The following is a 15,906-nucleotide window of genomic DNA, read 5'->3' on the forward strand; positions in this document are numbered from 1 at the left end:
GCGTCCGTTCTCGAGCGTCTTGTCAGGGCACTTATTTCGTCGGAGCCCCTCGTTTCGGGTATGAACTGGCAGGCGGACTGGGGATTGCGGCTTCGAATGTTCGTGACGATGTTCCTGCTGTTCGCGTTGTACATCGTCTTCGCCGGCGCGCTCGCCCTCTACATCGGTGGTGGGCTGTGGCTGTTCGCGTTGCTGTTCGCGAGCTTTTCGCTCGTCCAGTACTACTTCAGCGACACGCTCACGCTCAAGAGCATGGGCGCGAAGACGGTCTCGGCCGAGGAGTACCCGCAGCTCCACGCCTCGATCGAACGGCTCTCCCAGCAGGCTGACCTCCCGAAACCGAAGGTGGCAGTCGTCGACTCGAAGGTCCCGAACGCCTTCGCGACCGGGCGCAACCAGAAAAACGCTGCAGTCTGCGTGACGACCGGGATCATGGACACGCTCGAGCGGGACGAACTCGACGGCGTCCTGGCACACGAACTCGCCCACGTCAAGAACCGCGACATGATGGTGATGACCATCGCCTCCTTCCTCTCGACGATCGCGTTCATGATCGTCCGCTGGGGGGCCTTTTTCGGCGGCGGCCACGGTCGCGGCGGCGGTCGGCAGGGCGGCGGCGGCATCGTCGTCGCGATCCTCGTCTCGCTGGTCGTCTGGATCATCAGCTACCTGCTCATTCGGGCGCTCTCGCGCTACCGCGAGTACGCCGCCGACCGCGGCGCGGCCGCCATCACCGGGAACCCGTCGGCGCTCGCCTCGGCGCTCCTGAAGATCTCCGGCGAGATGGACAAGGTCCCGAAAAACGATATGCGCGAGGAGGCCGAGATGAACGCCTTCTTCATCATCCCGATCAAGTCCGGCATCGTCGGCCGGCTCTTCTCGACGCACCCGCCGACCGAGCGCCGCGTCGAACAGCTTCGGGACCTCGAGCGCGAAATGCAATCGTTCTAAGGAACCGGCCCCGTCACTCCACACATGGGACTGCTGGACGGACTCCGCGCCATCCTCGGCTCGCGCGCCGAGGCCGACGCCGGACGCGACGCCGACCCCGACGACCTCTTCGGCATGAGCACCGCCTACCTCACGATGCAGGCCGATCTGGGCTACGAGTCGCTGGACGTCGGCGCGCTCTGTTTCTCCGGCGTCGACTCGAGTGACTTCCGGGACGCCGTCGACGAGGTCGAAGCGATCCTCGAGGCCGGCCGAGAAGAGACCGGGACCGGCTTTTCGGTCACCGCGGACGATCACGGCTATCAGTGGGTGGTCCTCACAGACGACGACCCCGAGGATCTGATCACGAGCATGCACTTCGCGGCCGATACGTTCATCGAACACGGCTACGGTTCGCGGCTGTTGGCGGCGGTGTTTGCGTACGAAGACCGCGACGGGACTGCCTACTGGATCTACTCCTTCCGGCGGGGCCGCTTCTATCCGTTCGTTCCTCGGTCCGGTCGGGAGCGCGACTCGAGCGCGGAGTTCACCCTCGAGTCGGCGTTAGACGGGGAACTCGAGATCGAGCGCGAGAAGGACTACTGGTATCCGCTCTGGCCCAGCGAACGCGGCACCCATCCCTGGGAGTGAGCACGCGGGGCGGAACGGCGGTGATGACGGCTACCGCCTCGTGGGCCCCAGTTCCGTCCCCTCGTGTTGCGGACCCCCAAATTATGTAGGAGTCACCGGTATTGCGGGTCCCCGTGTAAGAGGAAGTACGCGGCAGGAAGCCACATCATCACAACTGCGCCATACACCAGTTGCTCCCTTTTCCTGCCGCTCCCGTTCGTTCCGACGAGCCGTCGGCTCGGTACTGGAGTACTCCGTCAGTTTCGTTGTTGGAACGTGCTGTGAAACGGCCGTCCACTCCGGCTGTTTGTGTAACAGCTACTTCTGATAGGGTTGCCGTGAAAAAAGCGCTCTGCAATCGTGGCACCAGGGAATCGCCACGCCCTCCCCAGCCGATTCACTCAGTCGCTTCGCTCCTTCGCTCATCCCTCGCGCAACGTCATCGGCCACCCTCACTGTGCTCACGGTTCCCTGCGGTCACCGTTCGCTTTCCGAGGCGCTCACTGTGTTCGCGCCTCGCGACGCTCGGTCGGCCGACAGCGCGCGCCACCGCACGCCGGATGGTCGGTCTGGAGTAATACGTGGTCCCCCTCTACTGATCGCGTCCTCCCGGACAACGCCAGTGCATCCACCCACTGTTATAGCGGTTCGGTCGGTATCCGGAGGCAGTGACCGACTGGAACCAGTACAAGGGCGATCCGCACAACTCCGGGCTCCGGCGCGACCTCGAGGGGCCGTCCCGACCCACGGAAGCGTGGACGATCGATCTCGCCGGATCGCCGGGCTCGCCGGTGCTCGATCGCGACACCGTCTACGTCGGAACGACCGGCGGGAACTGCTACGCGCTCGAGCGGGCGACGGGTCGCCGTCGCTGGGTCTTCGAAACGGCGGTAGCGACCGACGCGACGCCGGTCGTCACCCGCGATCGACTCTTCGTGGGAACGGCCGACGGGACCGTCTCCGCGCTCGATCCCGCCACTGGCGAAGAAGAGTGGCGGTCCGAGTTACCGGGCCCGCTCGAGACCGCGCTCGCGCTCTCCGACGGCCGGCTCTACGCCGGCCACGAAGCTGGCATGACCGCACTCGAGGCCGAGACCGGGACGGAGCTGTGGACCCACGAGACGGAGTCGGCCGCGGTCGGCTGCCCGGCGGTCGCCGACGGGCGGGACGTGGACCAGCGTCGATCGTCGCGGAATCCGCTCTCGGAGCCGGACGATCCGTCCCTGCTCGAGGACGAACGGATGCGAGAGCCGGAGCAGCGGTGGACGGACGAGCGGGTGTTCGCCGGGACTGCGGACGGCACGACGCTCGCGCTCGCGGCCGAAACGGGCGACGAAGTCTGGACGGCGCCGACCGGCGGGGCGGTCGCGGCCGGACCGACGGTCGCCGAGAGTCGGGTGTACGTCGCCGACGACACCGGGACGATGCTCGCGCTGGACGCCGCCACCGGGCAGTCGTGGTTCACGTACGAGATCCGAGACGGGTTCACCACCTCTCCGACCGTGCTCGCGGACGCGGAGACGACGTTCGCCGGGGCCGCGGACGGCTACGTCCACGTCACCGACACGACCGTCGGCCGTCGCAAACTGCGCGGCTGGCTGTTCTCGCGGAAGGGAGTCGAACTCGACGGTCCCGTCCGTTCGTGCCCCGTCGTCGTCGGGGACGTCCTCTGCGTCGGCGACGCCAGCGGCTCCCTCTACGGAATAGACGTCGACGACGCCGAGCCCCGCTGGCACGTCGCGCTCGACGACGCCGTCACCGGCACGCCCGCGGTCGCTCCCGGACGACTCTACGTCGGCTGTGACGACGGGCAACTCTCCTGCCTCGAGTGGGACACCGACGAACCCGGGTTTTGAACCGCGGTCGCAGTTCGTCGTTTGGCTCCGCCGGCGCGCGCCTTTTCTTCTAAACCCGTCGTTCTCGTGTCGAACTACCCCGTCTCCCTCGCCCACTTTCACTTCCACTCTCCTGTTAACGAGGGTTTATGGTGGGTCCGGCACAACGAGGGAGTATGCCCGAAGCAGATCTCGAGGAACTTCCCGGCGTTGGACCGGCAACCGCAGACAAACTTCACGATTCGGGGTTCGACTCCTATCAGAGCCTCGCCGTCGCCGCGCCGTCGGAGCTCTCGAACACGGCAGACGTCGGCGAGTCCACCGCCGCGGACATCGTCAGTGCGGCCCGCGACGCCGCCGACATCGGCGGCTTCGAAACCGGTTCGACGGTGCTCGAGCGACGGAACGAGATCGGCAAACTGAGCTGGCACAACGACGAAGTCGACGACCTGCTCGGCGGCGGGATCGAAACCCAGTCGATCACCGAAGTCTACGGCGAGTTCGGTGCCGGCAAGTCCCAGGTCACACACCAGATGGCCGTCAACGTTCAGCTTCCGAAGGAGGTCGGCGGCCTCCACGGCTGTGCGATCTTCGTGGACAGCGAGGACACGTTCCGCCCCGAGCGGATCGACGACATGGTCCGCGGACTCCCGGACGACGCCATCAACGCCACGCTCGAGGATCGCGAAATCGAGGGGACGGCCGACGACGAGGCGGCGGTCGACGAACTCGTCGAGGACGTCCTCGAGAAGATCCACGTCGCGAAGGCGTTCAACTCCAACCACCAGATGCTGCTCGCGGAGAAGGCGAAGGAACTCGCCAGCGAACACGAGGACTCGGAGTACCCCGTGCGACTACTCTGCATCGACTCGCTGACCGCTCACTTCCGCGCGGAGTACGTCGGCCGCGGTGAGCTCGCGAACCGGCAGCAGAAGCTCAACAAGCACCTTCACGACATCGACAAGGTCGGCAACCTCTACAACTGCGCCGTCATCGTCACGAATCAGGTCGCGTCGAACCCCGACTCGTTCTTCGGCGATCCGACCCAGCCGATCGGCGGCAACATCCTCGGCCACAAGTCCACCTTCCGGATCTACCTCCGCAAGTCCAAGGGCGACAAACGGATCGTCCGACTGGTCGACGCGCCGAATCTCGCCGACGGCGAGGCCGTCATGCGCGTCCAGGACGGCGGCCTGAAGCCGGAATAGAACGCGACGGTTCGGTACCGACCCAGTTTTTGTTTTCGTGGATTGAGACCGTCGTTCGTCCGACCGCGAATTGCCTCGCGTCCAAGACGAATTCATGCTGCATGGCCGTCTCTCACGCTGTGAGGGCGCTTCTCATGCTGTCGATTACTTAAACAAACCCGCTCTCGCGGCCCGTCAGTGCCGCCGAGAACAGTTCGATTGCTCCCCTTCCGCCGTCGGTCTTCTGTGTATTGTCGCCTGTGACCTCGAACGACCGGACGGCGCCAGTCCGTCGCCTCGCGATCGACCGCTGATCGATGCGTCTCCCGATTCTGCGACTGAACCCGCCGCGTAGCCGTGCTGTACGCCGAATTCGAACCTCTTAGCTTGCCGGGTATAAACTTTAGGTTGGCCTAAAAACCGGTACGCTTTTCAATGTTTAGGTTGGCCTAAAAACCGTATGCCGAAGGAACAATTACCACTGGCGTCGCTCGATGACCGGTCGTTGGAGAGAGGTGTGCGTTCGTGACCGCCGGCGATTTGCCGGCCGAGCGACTCCTCGCACAGCAGGCGCGCCGCGAGTCGAACGCGCGAACCTATCCCCGCTCGTTGCCGCTCGCGATCGAACGCGCACAGGGAGCGATCCTCGAGGACGTCGACGGCAACGAGTACGTGGACTGTCTGGCGGGGGCGGGAACGCTCGCGCTCGGGCACAATCACCCGGCCGTCGTCGAGCGGATGGCGGAACTGCTCGAGCGCGATCGTCCCCTCCACACGCTGGATCTGACGACCCCGGTCAAGGAACGGTTCGTCGATCGCTTACTCGAGAGCCTCCCAGACGAGTTCGCCGAGACCGCGAAAGTCCAGTTCTGCAGTCCCGCCGGTACGGACGCCGTCGAGGCCGCGCTGAAGCTCGTCAAGACGGCCACGGGCAACCGATCGATGCTGGCGTTCCAGGGGGCCTACCACGGGATGACCCGAGGTGCCCTCGAGCTGATGGGCGACACGGCGCCGAGAGAATCGGTGGCCGGGGTCGCGTCCGACGTCCACCATCTGCCCTATCCTCACGCCTATCGCTGTCCGTTCGGACTCGGCGGCGAGGACTGCTGGCGGACGAGCGCCGAGTACGTCGAACGCACCCTCTCCGATCCCGCAAACGGGATCGTCGACCCCGCGGGGATGATCCTCGAGCCGGTACAGGGCGAGGGCGGCGCGGTGCCGGCACCCGGCGAGTGGCTCCGCGAGATGCGTCGAGTCACCCGCGAGCGCGACATTCCGCTGATCGTCGACGAGATCCAGACCGGACTCGGCCGCACCGGCGAACTGTACGCGTTCGAGCACGCCGATATCGTCCCGGACGTGCTGACGCTCTCGAAGGCCGTCGGCGGGGGGCTCCCCCTGTCGGTCGTCGTCTACGACGAGTCGCTGGACGTCTGGGAGCCCGGCGCGCACGCCGGCACGTTCCGCGGGAACCAGCTGGCGATGGCCGCCGGGACCGCGACGATCGAACACGTCCTCGAGCACGACCTCGCAGACCGCGCGGCGGCGATGGGCGATCGGCTGCGAAGCCGGCTCGAGGAGACGGCCGCGACGTTCGATGCGGTCGGCGATGTCCGCGGACGCGGCCTACTGCTCGGGATGGAAGTCGTCGATCCGGAGGGCGAACCCGACTCGCTCGGTCACGCGCCCGCGGACGGCGATCTCGCGTCGGCCGTCCAGTCGGCGGCGTTCGATCGCGGGATCGTCGTCGAGACGGGCGGCCGCCACGGCAGCGTCGTCCGGTTCCTCCCACCGCTCACGATTTCTGCGTCGCAGGTCGACGCCGTCGGCGAAATCGTTCACGAGAGCGTTCGATCGGTCGTCGCGGATGACCGGGAGCGGGCGGAGGCGCCGGCATGACGGGCAACGAACTGGCCGGCCAGTACCGTTCGGAAACCGACGGGCCGACGCCACCGGACGCCTCGAGCGCCTTCCTCGGCGATCCGGACGGAAACGCCGCCTACGCGGACGCGATCGATCGGGCGCGCGAGTGTCTCCTCGAGTCGTTCGCGACGGCCGACGGTCCCTATGCGGGAACCGATCACGAGACGCTCCGCGAGCGGACGGACGATCTGGCCGTCTTCCCCGACGAGGGCGAGTCGCTCGAGGCGGTCCTCGAGACGGTCGCCGACGAGGTGCTCGCCGATTCGGTTCGCGTCCACGATCCGGGCTGCGTCGCCCACCTCCACTGTCCGCCGGCGATCCCGGCGCTGGCCGCGGAGCTGCTGGTGTCGGGGACGAACCAGTCTATGGACTCGTTCGACCAGGCCCCCGCGGCGTCCGTCCTCGAGGAGCGCGTCGTCGACGCCTGCTGTGACCTGTTCGACTATCCGACCGGCGCGGACGGCGTCTTCACGGGCGGCGGCACGGAGTCGAACTTCCTCGGTCTCCTGCTGGCCCGCGATCGGTACTGCGAGCGGCGGTTCGACCGCGACGTGCAGACGGAGGGGCTCGGACCCGAAGCGGCGTCCGATCTCCGCCTGCTCTGTTCGGACGCCGCCCACTTCACCGCCGGACAGGCCGCCCACCACCTCGGTCTCGGCGAGGATGCGGTCGTCACGGTCCGGAGCGACGGGAACCATCGGATCGATCTCGAGGCGCTGGATTCGACCCTCGAGCGCCTCGGGGCCGAGGGCCGCCACCCGTTCGCGATCGTCGGCACCGCCGGCACGACGGACTTCGGGAGCATCGACCCGCTCGAGGCGCTGGCGGATCGCGCCGCCGAGCGCGACCTGTGGTTCCACGTCGACGCCGCCTACGGCGGGGCGTGTGCGATCAGCGACCGCCTCCGCCCGAAGCTCGCGGGGATCGATCGCGCCGACTCGATCGCCGTCGACTTCCACAAGCTGTTCTACCAGCCGATCAGCTGCGGGGCCTTCCTGTTGCGCGACGGCGACCGCTATCGGCACCTCGAGCGTAACGCGGCCTATCTGAACCCCGAACGGGACGACGCGGCGGGGGTTCCGAATCTCGTCTCGAAGTCGACGCGAACGACCCGCCGGTTCGACGCGCTGAAGCCGTTCGTGACGTTCAACGCGCTGGGCCGGACCGGCGTGGCCGACTGCGTCGAGTACGTCTGCGAGCTGGCCGACGCGGTCGCCGCCGAGATCCGAGCCGAACCGGCGCTGGAACTGTGCTGCGAGCCCGAACTGAGCGCGGTCGTCTTCCGGTACCGGCCGGATCGCCTCGAGCGATCGAACCGACCGACCGAGCGGGCCAGTTCCGACGCGTCGACCGGCGTCGATCGCATCAATCGCGCGATCCGCGACGAGTTACTGGCCGACGGCGAGGTCGTCCTCGCTCGGACGGAAGTCGACGGCACTGCCGCGCTGAAGGTTACCCTTCTGAATCCCCGAACGACGCTTTCGGACCTCCGAGAGGCCCTCGAGGCGGTTATCGACCGCGGCGAGGCCCTCGAACACGAACTTGGTGATTCCGCATGACTCCACAACCCACGACACCGACGGCGACGACCGACGAGCGTCGCGTCGATCCGACGCGGGTCGCACGCGACGCGACGGTGCACAGCTTCCTGAACTGCTACTGCCACGAGACCGGTGCCGGCGAGTTCGTCGCGGCCGCGGACGCGCCCGTCCCCGGCGACCGCGCTCCGGCGACCGGACTCGTGTTATCCTGCTCGCTTCCGAATCAGGGGATCGACCTGTTCGCTCCCGTGGACTACCGCTCCCCGACCGGTCGCCATCTGTTCGACCTCCCCGCCTACTTTCGGGCCGGGAACGGCGGCGACCCGGTCGAACTGGACTACACCACGCTCGCGACGCTCGTCACGAAGGAACTCGAGATCGAGCGCGGCGCGGACGGGAACCGCGACGATCTCCTCGAGCGGATCGTCCGCTCCTGCCGGAACATCGAGCGGTACGTCGACGCCCGCGCGGACGACGGAGACGTCCTGTACGGGTCGGAGTTCACCTTCCGCGAGGCCGAACAGTCGCTCGTCTTCGGCCACCTCCGACATCCGACGCCGAAGAGCCGCCGGGGGATGGAGCGCGACGCCGAGCGCTACGCGCCCGAACTCGAGGGCTCGTTTCGGCTCCACTACGTTCGTGCCGATCCCGACATCGTCGAGAGCGAGTCCGCGCGCGCGGACGCCGCCGCGGAGTGGGTTCGCGAGGCGCTACGCGACGATCCGACCGTCGACGAGTCGATCCTCGAGGGCCGACTCGCGAACGGCGACGACGATGACGTTCTCCTGCCGGTTCACCCGTGGCAGGCGGATCGGCTGCTCGAGCGCCCCGACGTACGGGACCTCATCTCGGCGGGGAAACTCGAGTCGCTCGGCCCGCTGGGCCGCGAGTTCCACCCGACGACGTCCGTGCGGACGCTGTACGCGCCCGACTCGCCGTTCATGGTCAAGGGATCGCTCGCCGTCGAGATCACCAACTCGCTGCGGACGAACAAGCGGCCGGAACTCGAGCGCGGAGTCGCGATTTCGGACCTGTTGGCGACCGAACTCGGCGACGACCTGCGAGAACGGTTCCCCGGGTTCGACGTGATTCGGGATCCGGCCTACCTGACGATCGATCCGGACGCGCTGGGCGTCGAGGGCGACGAATCCGGCTTCGAGGTCGTCCTCCGGGAGAACCCGTTTCGGGGCGAGGACGCCCGGCGGACGACGCCCGTCGTGGCCCTCTGTCAGGACGCGATCGGCGACGGGACCTCCCGTCTGGGCCGCATCGTCGGCTCGATCGCCGAGCGCGAGGGCCGCGACCCCGCCGCCGTCAGCGAGGAGTGGTTCCGCCGCTATCTCGGGATCTCGGTCCGGCCGCTCCTGTGGCTCTACCTCGAGCGCGGGATCGGGCTCGAGGCCCACCAGCAAAACAGCGTGCTCGCGCTGGACGAGGCGGGCTACCCCGACGAGTTCCGCTACCGGGACAACCAGGGCTACTACTTCCCCGAGAACGCGTCCGACCGGCTCGAGGCCGTGTATCCGGGCATCGGCGAGCGGGCGAACTCGATCTGTCCGGACGCGGTCGCCGACGAGCGAATCCGCTACTACGTCGTGCTCAACAACGCCCTCGGCGTGATCAACGCCTTCGGAACGGCGGGGCTGGTCGACGAGGAGCGACTGCTCGCTGTCCTTCGTACGGAAATCGAGTCGCTCCGGGAGTTCGACCGGCCCGGCACGTCGATTCTGGACCCGCTCCTCGAGTCGGCGACCGTCCCCTGCAAGGCGAACCTGCTGACCCGCTTCCGCGGGCTGGACGAACTCGAGGCCCCCTCGCTCGACGAGCAGTCGGTCTACGCCGACGTGCGGAATCCGCTCGTCGACGCATCGGATGCGACCGGGCCCACCGGTCCGGCGCAGTCGACCGGAGCGGAGGTGAACCGATGACGGCCCGCGCCCCCGATCGCGGACCGCACGCAACGGTTGTCTCGGACTACGACTTCGAGTACTACGACGAGACGATCGACCGCCACATCGGCTTCCGGCCGGTCTCGCTCGAGCGCGACCTCGGCCGCCTGCACGCGTGGCTCGGTTCGGCCCACGTCAAACCCTACTGGGATCTCGACGAACCGCTGCCGGCGTTCCGCGAGACGCTTCGCGAGAAACTCGCGGACGACCATCAGACGCTGTACGTCGGCTGTCTGGATCACGTTCCGATGAGCTACTGGGAGCGCTACTGGGCCGCCGAAGACGACCTGGCGGCGTACTACGACGCCGCCCCGGCCGATCAGGGGATTCACCTCCTGCTCGGTCCGACCGAGTACGTCGGCGAGGGGTACGCGGCTCCCTTGCTCCGGGCGATGCTGGCCTTCCAGTTCAGCCACCCCGAGACCGATCGCGTCGTCGGCGAGCCCGACACCCGCAACGAAGCGGTCCTCGGACTCGCCGGACGGTGCGGCTTCCAGTTCCGCCGCGAGTTCGAGTTCGAAGAAGAAGAAAAGACGGCGAGCCTCGTCGTCTGCACGCGCGAGCGGTTCGAACGCGAGGCCTGGCCGCCGACCGCGGACGCGGACGAAGCGGACGCGCGACCGTCGCAGGTGAGCGACGATGACTGAAGGCGAGTCCAGTACCGTCGACAGCACCAGCGCCGACGCGGACACCATCGTCGACGGCGGTGCCGAATCCGATCCCGTCACCGATCGCGGTCACTACGACGTGCTCGGCGTCGGCCTCGGCCCGTTCAACCTCGGACTCGCGGCGCTGCTCGACGGGGCCGACCCCGACCTCGCGCTCGATGCCGTCTTCCTCGAGCGCGAGCCCGAGTTCGCCTGGCACGAGGGGATGCTGATCGAAGGCGTCACGCTCGAGGTGCCGTTCCTCGCGGATCTGGTGACGATGGCCGACCCCACCAACCCTTACAGCTTCCTCAACTACGTCCGCGAGCGCGACCGCATCTACGAGTTCTACTTCTACGAGACGTTCCAGCTCCCCCGTCGCGAGTACGACGAGTACCTGCGCTGGGTCGCCGAGACGGTGCCGACGACGCGGTTCGGGCGCGAGGTGACGAGCGTCGAGTACGAGGCTGCGGACGCAGGCAGCGGACGTGACGGTGCCGGCGGAACGGCGGACGCCGGAACGTTCGTCGTCGAGGCCATCGACCCCGAGACGGGGCAGCGCTACCGCTACCGCGCCGACGACCTCGTCATGGGCGTCGGCTCCCGGCCCGCGCTGCCGGAGTTCGCCCGCGACCGCGCCGACGGAGACGAGCCGCTGTTCCACACCGCCGACTACCTCGAGCGCCGCGACGACGCCCTCGCGGCCGACGCGATCACCGTCGTCGGCTCCGGGCAGAGCGCCGCCGAGGTCGTGTTAGACCTGCTCGAGCGCCAGTCCGTCCGCGACTATCGACTCGACTGGCTCACCCGGTCGGACGGCTTCTTCCCGATGGAGTACTCGAAGCTCGGTCTCCAGCACTTCACGCCCGAGTACGCGCGGTACTTCTACGACCTGCCACAGTCGCGCAAGGACGACCTGCTGGCCGACCAGGACCTGCTCTACAAGGGGATCGACCCCGAGACCAGCGAGCGGATCTACGACACCCTCTACGAGCGTTCGATCGGCGACCGCGAGCCCGACTTCGGCATGCTCGCGACGACCGAAGTCGCCGATATCGAGCGCCTCGACGGCAGCTACTGGCTCGAGTGCGAGCAGCGCCAGCAGGAGACGGCGTTCGCGCTCGAGACGGACGCCGTGATCTTCGGGACGGGGTATCAGCGGCCGACGCCGACGTTCCTCGAGCCGATCGCCGATCGGATCGCGTTCGACGATCGGGGCCGGTTCCGCGTGAGCGAGGACTATCGGATCGAGGGAGCGTTCGGGAGTCCGGACGACGACGGCGGCCGCGTGTTCGTCCAGAACGCCGAGGTGCACACCCACGGCGTCGGCGCGCCGGATCTCGGCCTGGGCTGTTACCGGAACGCGGTGATCATCGACCGGCTCGTCGGCCGCGAGGTGTATCCCATCGATCGGGACACCGTCTTCCAGCGTTTCGACGTCGAATCGTTCGCCGACCACGCGCCTGTTCGGACCGGCACCGCGCAATCGCCGCCACTCACCACGGAGTAATTCATGCAAAACGCACGACACACGACGGAGACGGAGTACGGACTCGACGGAATCGACGCGCTAGACGACGCGCTGACCGAAGACCGCTGGAACGACGCGGGCCGGGAGTTGCTCGCGAAGATCCTGCGGGAGTTCACCTACGAGGACATCATCGAGCCCGAACCGGTCGACGACGATCGATCCGGTGACGGATCCGGCGGCGAGTGGACCACCTACGAGATCGATCTCGAGGGGACTCGCTACCGCTTCGACGCCGTCGAGCGGTTCTGGGACTCCGTCAGCGTTCGCGTCGACTCGATCGAACGCGACGCGGGCGACGGGTTCGAGCCTGCCGACGACCCCCTCCAGTTCGTCGTCGACCTCGAGCCGACGATCGATATGGACTCGATCACGGCCGGCCACCTCGTCCGCGAGTACACCAACACGCTGCTCGCGGACGCCCACATCGATTCGGCCGACGCCGAACGGTCCGTGCTCGACATGTCCTACGCCGAAATCGAGGGCGAGATGACCGGCCACCCGTGGCTCACCTTCAACAAGGGCCGGGTCGGCTGGGGATACGATGACTATCGGGACTACGCTCCCGAGCGCGCCGAGTCGATCCGGCTCTCGTGGTGTGCCGTCTCCCGAGAGGCGGCCGAGTTCGTCAGCGTCGAGGGCCTCGAGCACGAGGCGCTCCTCGAGTCGGAGCTCGGGAGCCACTACGGCCGGTTCCGCGCGGAACTCGAAGGGCGCGGGCTCGACCCCGAGGACTATCTCCTTCTGCCGGTTCACGACTGGCAGTGGGAGAACGCGATCGTCCCCATGTTCGGCAAACAGCTCGCGACGGACGACATCGTGCCGCTGGGGGCGGGGCCGGACGAGTACCTGCCCATGCAGTCGGTCCGGACGTTCGTCAACGCCGACGAGCCGGGCAAACACAACGTGAAGCTCCCGATGATGATCACCAACACCCTCGTCTGGCGCGGCCTCCCCGGCGAGCGCACCGAGGCCGCGCCGCTCGTCACGGAGTACGTGAAGGACGTTCGGGACTCGGACCCGTTCCTGCGCGACGACTGCGAGGTCGTCCTGCCGGGCGAAATAGCGGGCGTGAACTTCGATCACCCGACGTTCGACGCGCTCGAGGGCCCGGCCTACCAGTACACCGAACTGCTGGGCTGCGTCTGGCGCGAGAGCGTCACGGACCTGATCGACGAGGACGAGCGGGCGATGACCCTCTCCGCCCTGCTGCACGTCGAGGATGGCGACCCGCTGATCTCGAAACTCGTCGAGCGCTCCGATCTCGCGCTCTCCGAGTGGCTCGACGAGCTGTTCGCCACGATGCTCCCGCCGCTGCTACACTACCTCTACCGGTACGGAACCGCGTTCTCGCCCCACGGGGAGAACACGATCCTCGTTCTCGAGGACGATCGGCCGTCCCGGCTCGCCGTCAAGGATTTCGTCGACGACGTCAACGTCGCCGAGGCACCGCTCGAGGAGCTACAGGGACTGCCCGACGACCTCGAGGACGTGTTGCTGTCCGTGCCGCCGGAAGAGTTGCGTCTGTTCGTCGTCTACGGGCTGTTCGTCGGCGTCTACCGCTACCTCGCGGACCTGCTGGTTCGCCACCACGACTATTCGGAAGAGCAATTCTGGGGACAGGTCCGGACCGCGATCGAGGACTATCAGGCGCAGTTCCCCGACCTCGAGGACCGATTCGAGCTGTTCGACCTGCTCGAGCCGGCGGTCCCGAAGCTGACGCTGAACCGCAACCGCATACTCGACATCGGCTACGGCGACCTCCCGGAGCGACCCCACGCGGTCGAGCACGGAACCGTGCCGAACCCGCTCTCCGAGGTCGAACCAGAACGGTAACGGCGACGCTCGAGATTCGAATCGACGAGCGGTAGCATAGAACGCAGCTCCTGCGTTTCGGGGTTCGCCGGAGGTGAAGCGGCTTCAGTCGTTCTTGGTCGTTCTCGGACGTCCTCAGTCGTCCTCAGTCGTCGTCTTGTCGACGTCGAGTTCGCCCTGATAGATCTCCGCGCCGTCCTGTGCGACCTTTTCGGCCAGCACCGCGCACTTGACTCGCATCGGCGAGATGTCGACGCCGAGCATGTCGATCACGTCGTCGCGATCCATCTCGTGGAGTTCCTCCAGACTCTTTCCGGCGAGTTCCCCCGAGAGCATGCTGGCGGAGGCCTGACTGATCGCACAGCCGTCGCCGGAGAAGGCGACCCGCTCGATCGTCTCGTCGTCGTCCGCGAGCGTGACGTCCATCCGAATCTCGTCGCCACACATCGGGTTCTCGCCGACGTGGGTGAACGTCGGATCCTCGAGTTTCCCGTAGTTACGGGGGTTCTTGTAGTGGTCGAGGATCTGCTGTCGGTACATATCGGAGCCCAGTCCCATCGTTGTATACGGATAGGCCAGTGAGTTGTAAAAGGGTTCCGGGGGCGAAACGGGCGGCCGAGTCCGTTTTCGAGCGGTTCTGGGGTATCGCCGACTACTCTCGCACGTCGCTCTCACGCTCGTCACGCGTCGCCCGTCACCTCTCGGTCGAAGCGCTCGAGGAACTCCCGAACGAACGCCGCGCGGTCGACGGCGAGGTCGCGACCCGCGTCGGTATACATCCGCTCCGGCAGGTCGAGAATCTTCTCGAAGAAGTGGTCGTACTGCGTCGCGCCGCCGTCGGTGTCGTCCTCGGCGACGGGCCGGGCGGGATCGTGGATCGGCGACCCCGTCTCGCCGCCGTGAGCGAACGTCCGGGCGATGCCGACCGCGCCGAGCGCGTCGAGGTTGTCCGCGTCGGAGACGAGTTTCGCCTCGAGCGTCGCGGGTTCGACGTCGTTCGAGTACCGGTGGGCGCGGACACAGTGTTGAACGCGCTCGATTACGCCTGCTCCCGCGCCGAGTTCGCGCAGGATCGTTCCGGCTTCCCGCGCGCCCCACGCCGCGTGATCGTCGATCTCGCCGCGGTCCTCCCGCGCTCGACCGATATCGTGGAGGACGACGGCGAGTCGGATCACGCGTTCGTCGACCGGCTCCGGTTGCCGCTCGACGAGCGTTTCGGCGAGCGCCTCGACCCGCCGGACGTGGTGCCAGTCGTGGGCCGGCGGCGCGTCCGCGAAGTACGGCCGCGCACGGTCCCGGACTGCCTCGAGCATCGTCACTCTCGTTTCGACGGTGGAGTAATAAGCGCCGTCCTCGAGCGATCACGTGAGCGGTCGAGACGGGTTCGATACCGCGGTCACTGCTATCGCTTCTCGACGATCGCGAACCAGAAGTCCTCGATCGACTGCACGAACTCGACGAAGTCCTCGGGCTCGATCGGTTTCTGGATGTAGGTGTCCGCCTCGAGCCCGTGGGACTGGACGATTCGCTCTCCGGCGTCCGAACTCGTGAGCACGACGACCGAGATGTCGTTCAGCTCCGATTCGTTTTTCAGTTCCGAGAGGACATCGACCCCGCTTTTGCCGGGTAGTTGCGGCTCGAGTAGAACGATATCCGGCTGCGGTTCGCTCGCGTACTCGCCGCGCTGGTGGAGGAAATCGAGCGCGGACTGTCCGTTGCTGACGGTGTGAACCGTGTTCAGGAGTTTTGCGTCCCTGAAATTTTCTTCGAAGAGACGACTATCGCCGGGGTTCGGCTCGACTAATAGGATATCGATCGGATCGTCCAACTGCTCCCCTTCCGTGGCCATCTGTATCCCGTTTCGTGTGCGCCGGTAAAACATCGGGGATCTCTGTATTGAACAGTCTATTCCGTTGTCCCC

The 15,906-nt window shown here is 67.0% G+C and carries 13 protein-coding genes; 10 read left to right on the forward strand and 3 right to left on the reverse strand.

From position 1 onward, the window contains the following. The first annotated feature begins 60 nt into the window (after positions 1-60). The 10 genes from htpX to LDH74_RS17480 all read left to right on the forward strand — a co-directional run bounded on the left by htpX (position 61) and on the right by LDH74_RS17480 (position 14,006). On the forward strand, positions 61-951 hold the full coding sequence (gene htpX, locus LDH74_RS17435; protein WP_226039956.1) for a zinc metalloprotease HtpX: 891 nt from the start codon (positions 61-63) through the stop codon (positions 949-951). A gap of 24 nt (positions 952-975) precedes the next feature. Continuing rightward, entirely contained in the window at positions 976-1,581 is a 606-nt protein-coding gene (locus LDH74_RS17440; protein ID WP_226039957.1) for a hypothetical protein, read from the forward strand. A gap of 647 nt (positions 1,582-2,228) precedes the next feature. Next, entirely contained in the window at positions 2,229-3,416 is a 1,188-nt protein-coding gene (locus LDH74_RS17445; RefSeq protein WP_226039958.1) for a PQQ-binding-like beta-propeller repeat protein, read from the forward strand. Positions 3,417-3,571: 155 nt separating this feature from the next. Then, a complete protein-coding gene (radA, locus tag LDH74_RS17450) occupies positions 3,572-4,603 on the forward strand; it encodes a DNA repair and recombination protein RadA (protein WP_226039959.1) in 1,032 nt (343 codons plus the stop codon). A 504-nt stretch (positions 4,604-5,107) separates the two neighbouring features. Continuing rightward, on the forward strand, positions 5,108-6,481 hold the full coding sequence (locus tag LDH74_RS17455) for a diaminobutyrate--2-oxoglutarate transaminase (RefSeq protein WP_226039960.1): 1,374 nt from the start codon (positions 5,108-5,110) through the stop codon (positions 6,479-6,481). After that, on the forward strand, positions 6,478-8,064 hold the full coding sequence (locus LDH74_RS17460) for an aspartate aminotransferase family protein (protein WP_226039961.1): 1,587 nt from the start codon (positions 6,478-6,480) through the stop codon (positions 8,062-8,064). Before LDH74_RS17455 ends, LDH74_RS17460 begins: the two co-directional genes overlap by 4 nt. Next, positions 8,061-9,974, forward strand: a complete 1,914-nt coding sequence (locus LDH74_RS17465; protein ID WP_226039962.1) for an IucA/IucC family protein — start codon at positions 8,061-8,063, stop codon at positions 9,972-9,974. Before LDH74_RS17460 ends, LDH74_RS17465 begins: the two co-directional genes overlap by 4 nt. After that, positions 9,971-10,642, forward strand: coding sequence for a GNAT family N-acetyltransferase (locus tag LDH74_RS17470; protein ID WP_226039963.1), 672 nt, complete (start codon positions 9,971-9,973; stop codon positions 10,640-10,642). Before LDH74_RS17465 ends, LDH74_RS17470 begins: the two co-directional genes overlap by 4 nt. Then, a complete protein-coding gene (locus LDH74_RS17475; protein WP_226039964.1) occupies positions 10,635-12,152 on the forward strand; it encodes a lysine N(6)-hydroxylase/L-ornithine N(5)-oxygenase family protein in 1,518 nt (505 codons plus the stop codon). Before LDH74_RS17470 ends, LDH74_RS17475 begins: the two co-directional genes overlap by 8 nt. 3 nt (positions 12,153-12,155) lie before the next feature. Further along, positions 12,156-14,006: an IucA/IucC family siderophore biosynthesis protein gene (locus tag LDH74_RS17480; RefSeq protein ID WP_226039965.1), complete on the forward strand. Its 1,851-nt coding sequence runs from the start codon at positions 12,156-12,158 to the stop codon at positions 14,004-14,006. A 114-nt stretch (positions 14,007-14,120) separates the two neighbouring features. On the opposite strand, the gene sufU is transcribed toward LDH74_RS17480, so the two are convergent. The 3 genes from sufU to LDH74_RS17495 all read right to left on the reverse strand — a co-directional run bounded on the left by sufU (position 14,121) and on the right by LDH74_RS17495 (position 15,834). Further along, on the reverse strand, positions 14,121-14,543 hold the full coding sequence (gene sufU, locus LDH74_RS17485; RefSeq protein WP_226039966.1) for a Fe-S cluster assembly sulfur transfer protein SufU: 423 nt from the start codon (positions 14,541-14,543) through the stop codon (positions 14,121-14,123). A 122-nt stretch (positions 14,544-14,665) separates the two neighbouring features. Beyond that, positions 14,666-15,298: an HD domain-containing protein gene (locus LDH74_RS17490; protein WP_226039967.1), complete on the reverse strand. Its 633-nt coding sequence runs from the start codon at positions 15,296-15,298 to the stop codon at positions 14,666-14,668. 89 nt (positions 15,299-15,387) lie between these two features. Further along, entirely contained in the window at positions 15,388-15,834 is a 447-nt protein-coding gene (locus LDH74_RS17495; RefSeq protein ID WP_226039968.1) for a response regulator, read from the reverse strand. Positions 15,835-15,906: the final 72 nt, after the last annotated feature.

This window comes from Natrinema sp. DC36, assembly GCF_020405225.1.
GTDB lineage: Archaea > Halobacteriota > Halobacteria > Halobacteriales > Natrialbaceae > Natrinema.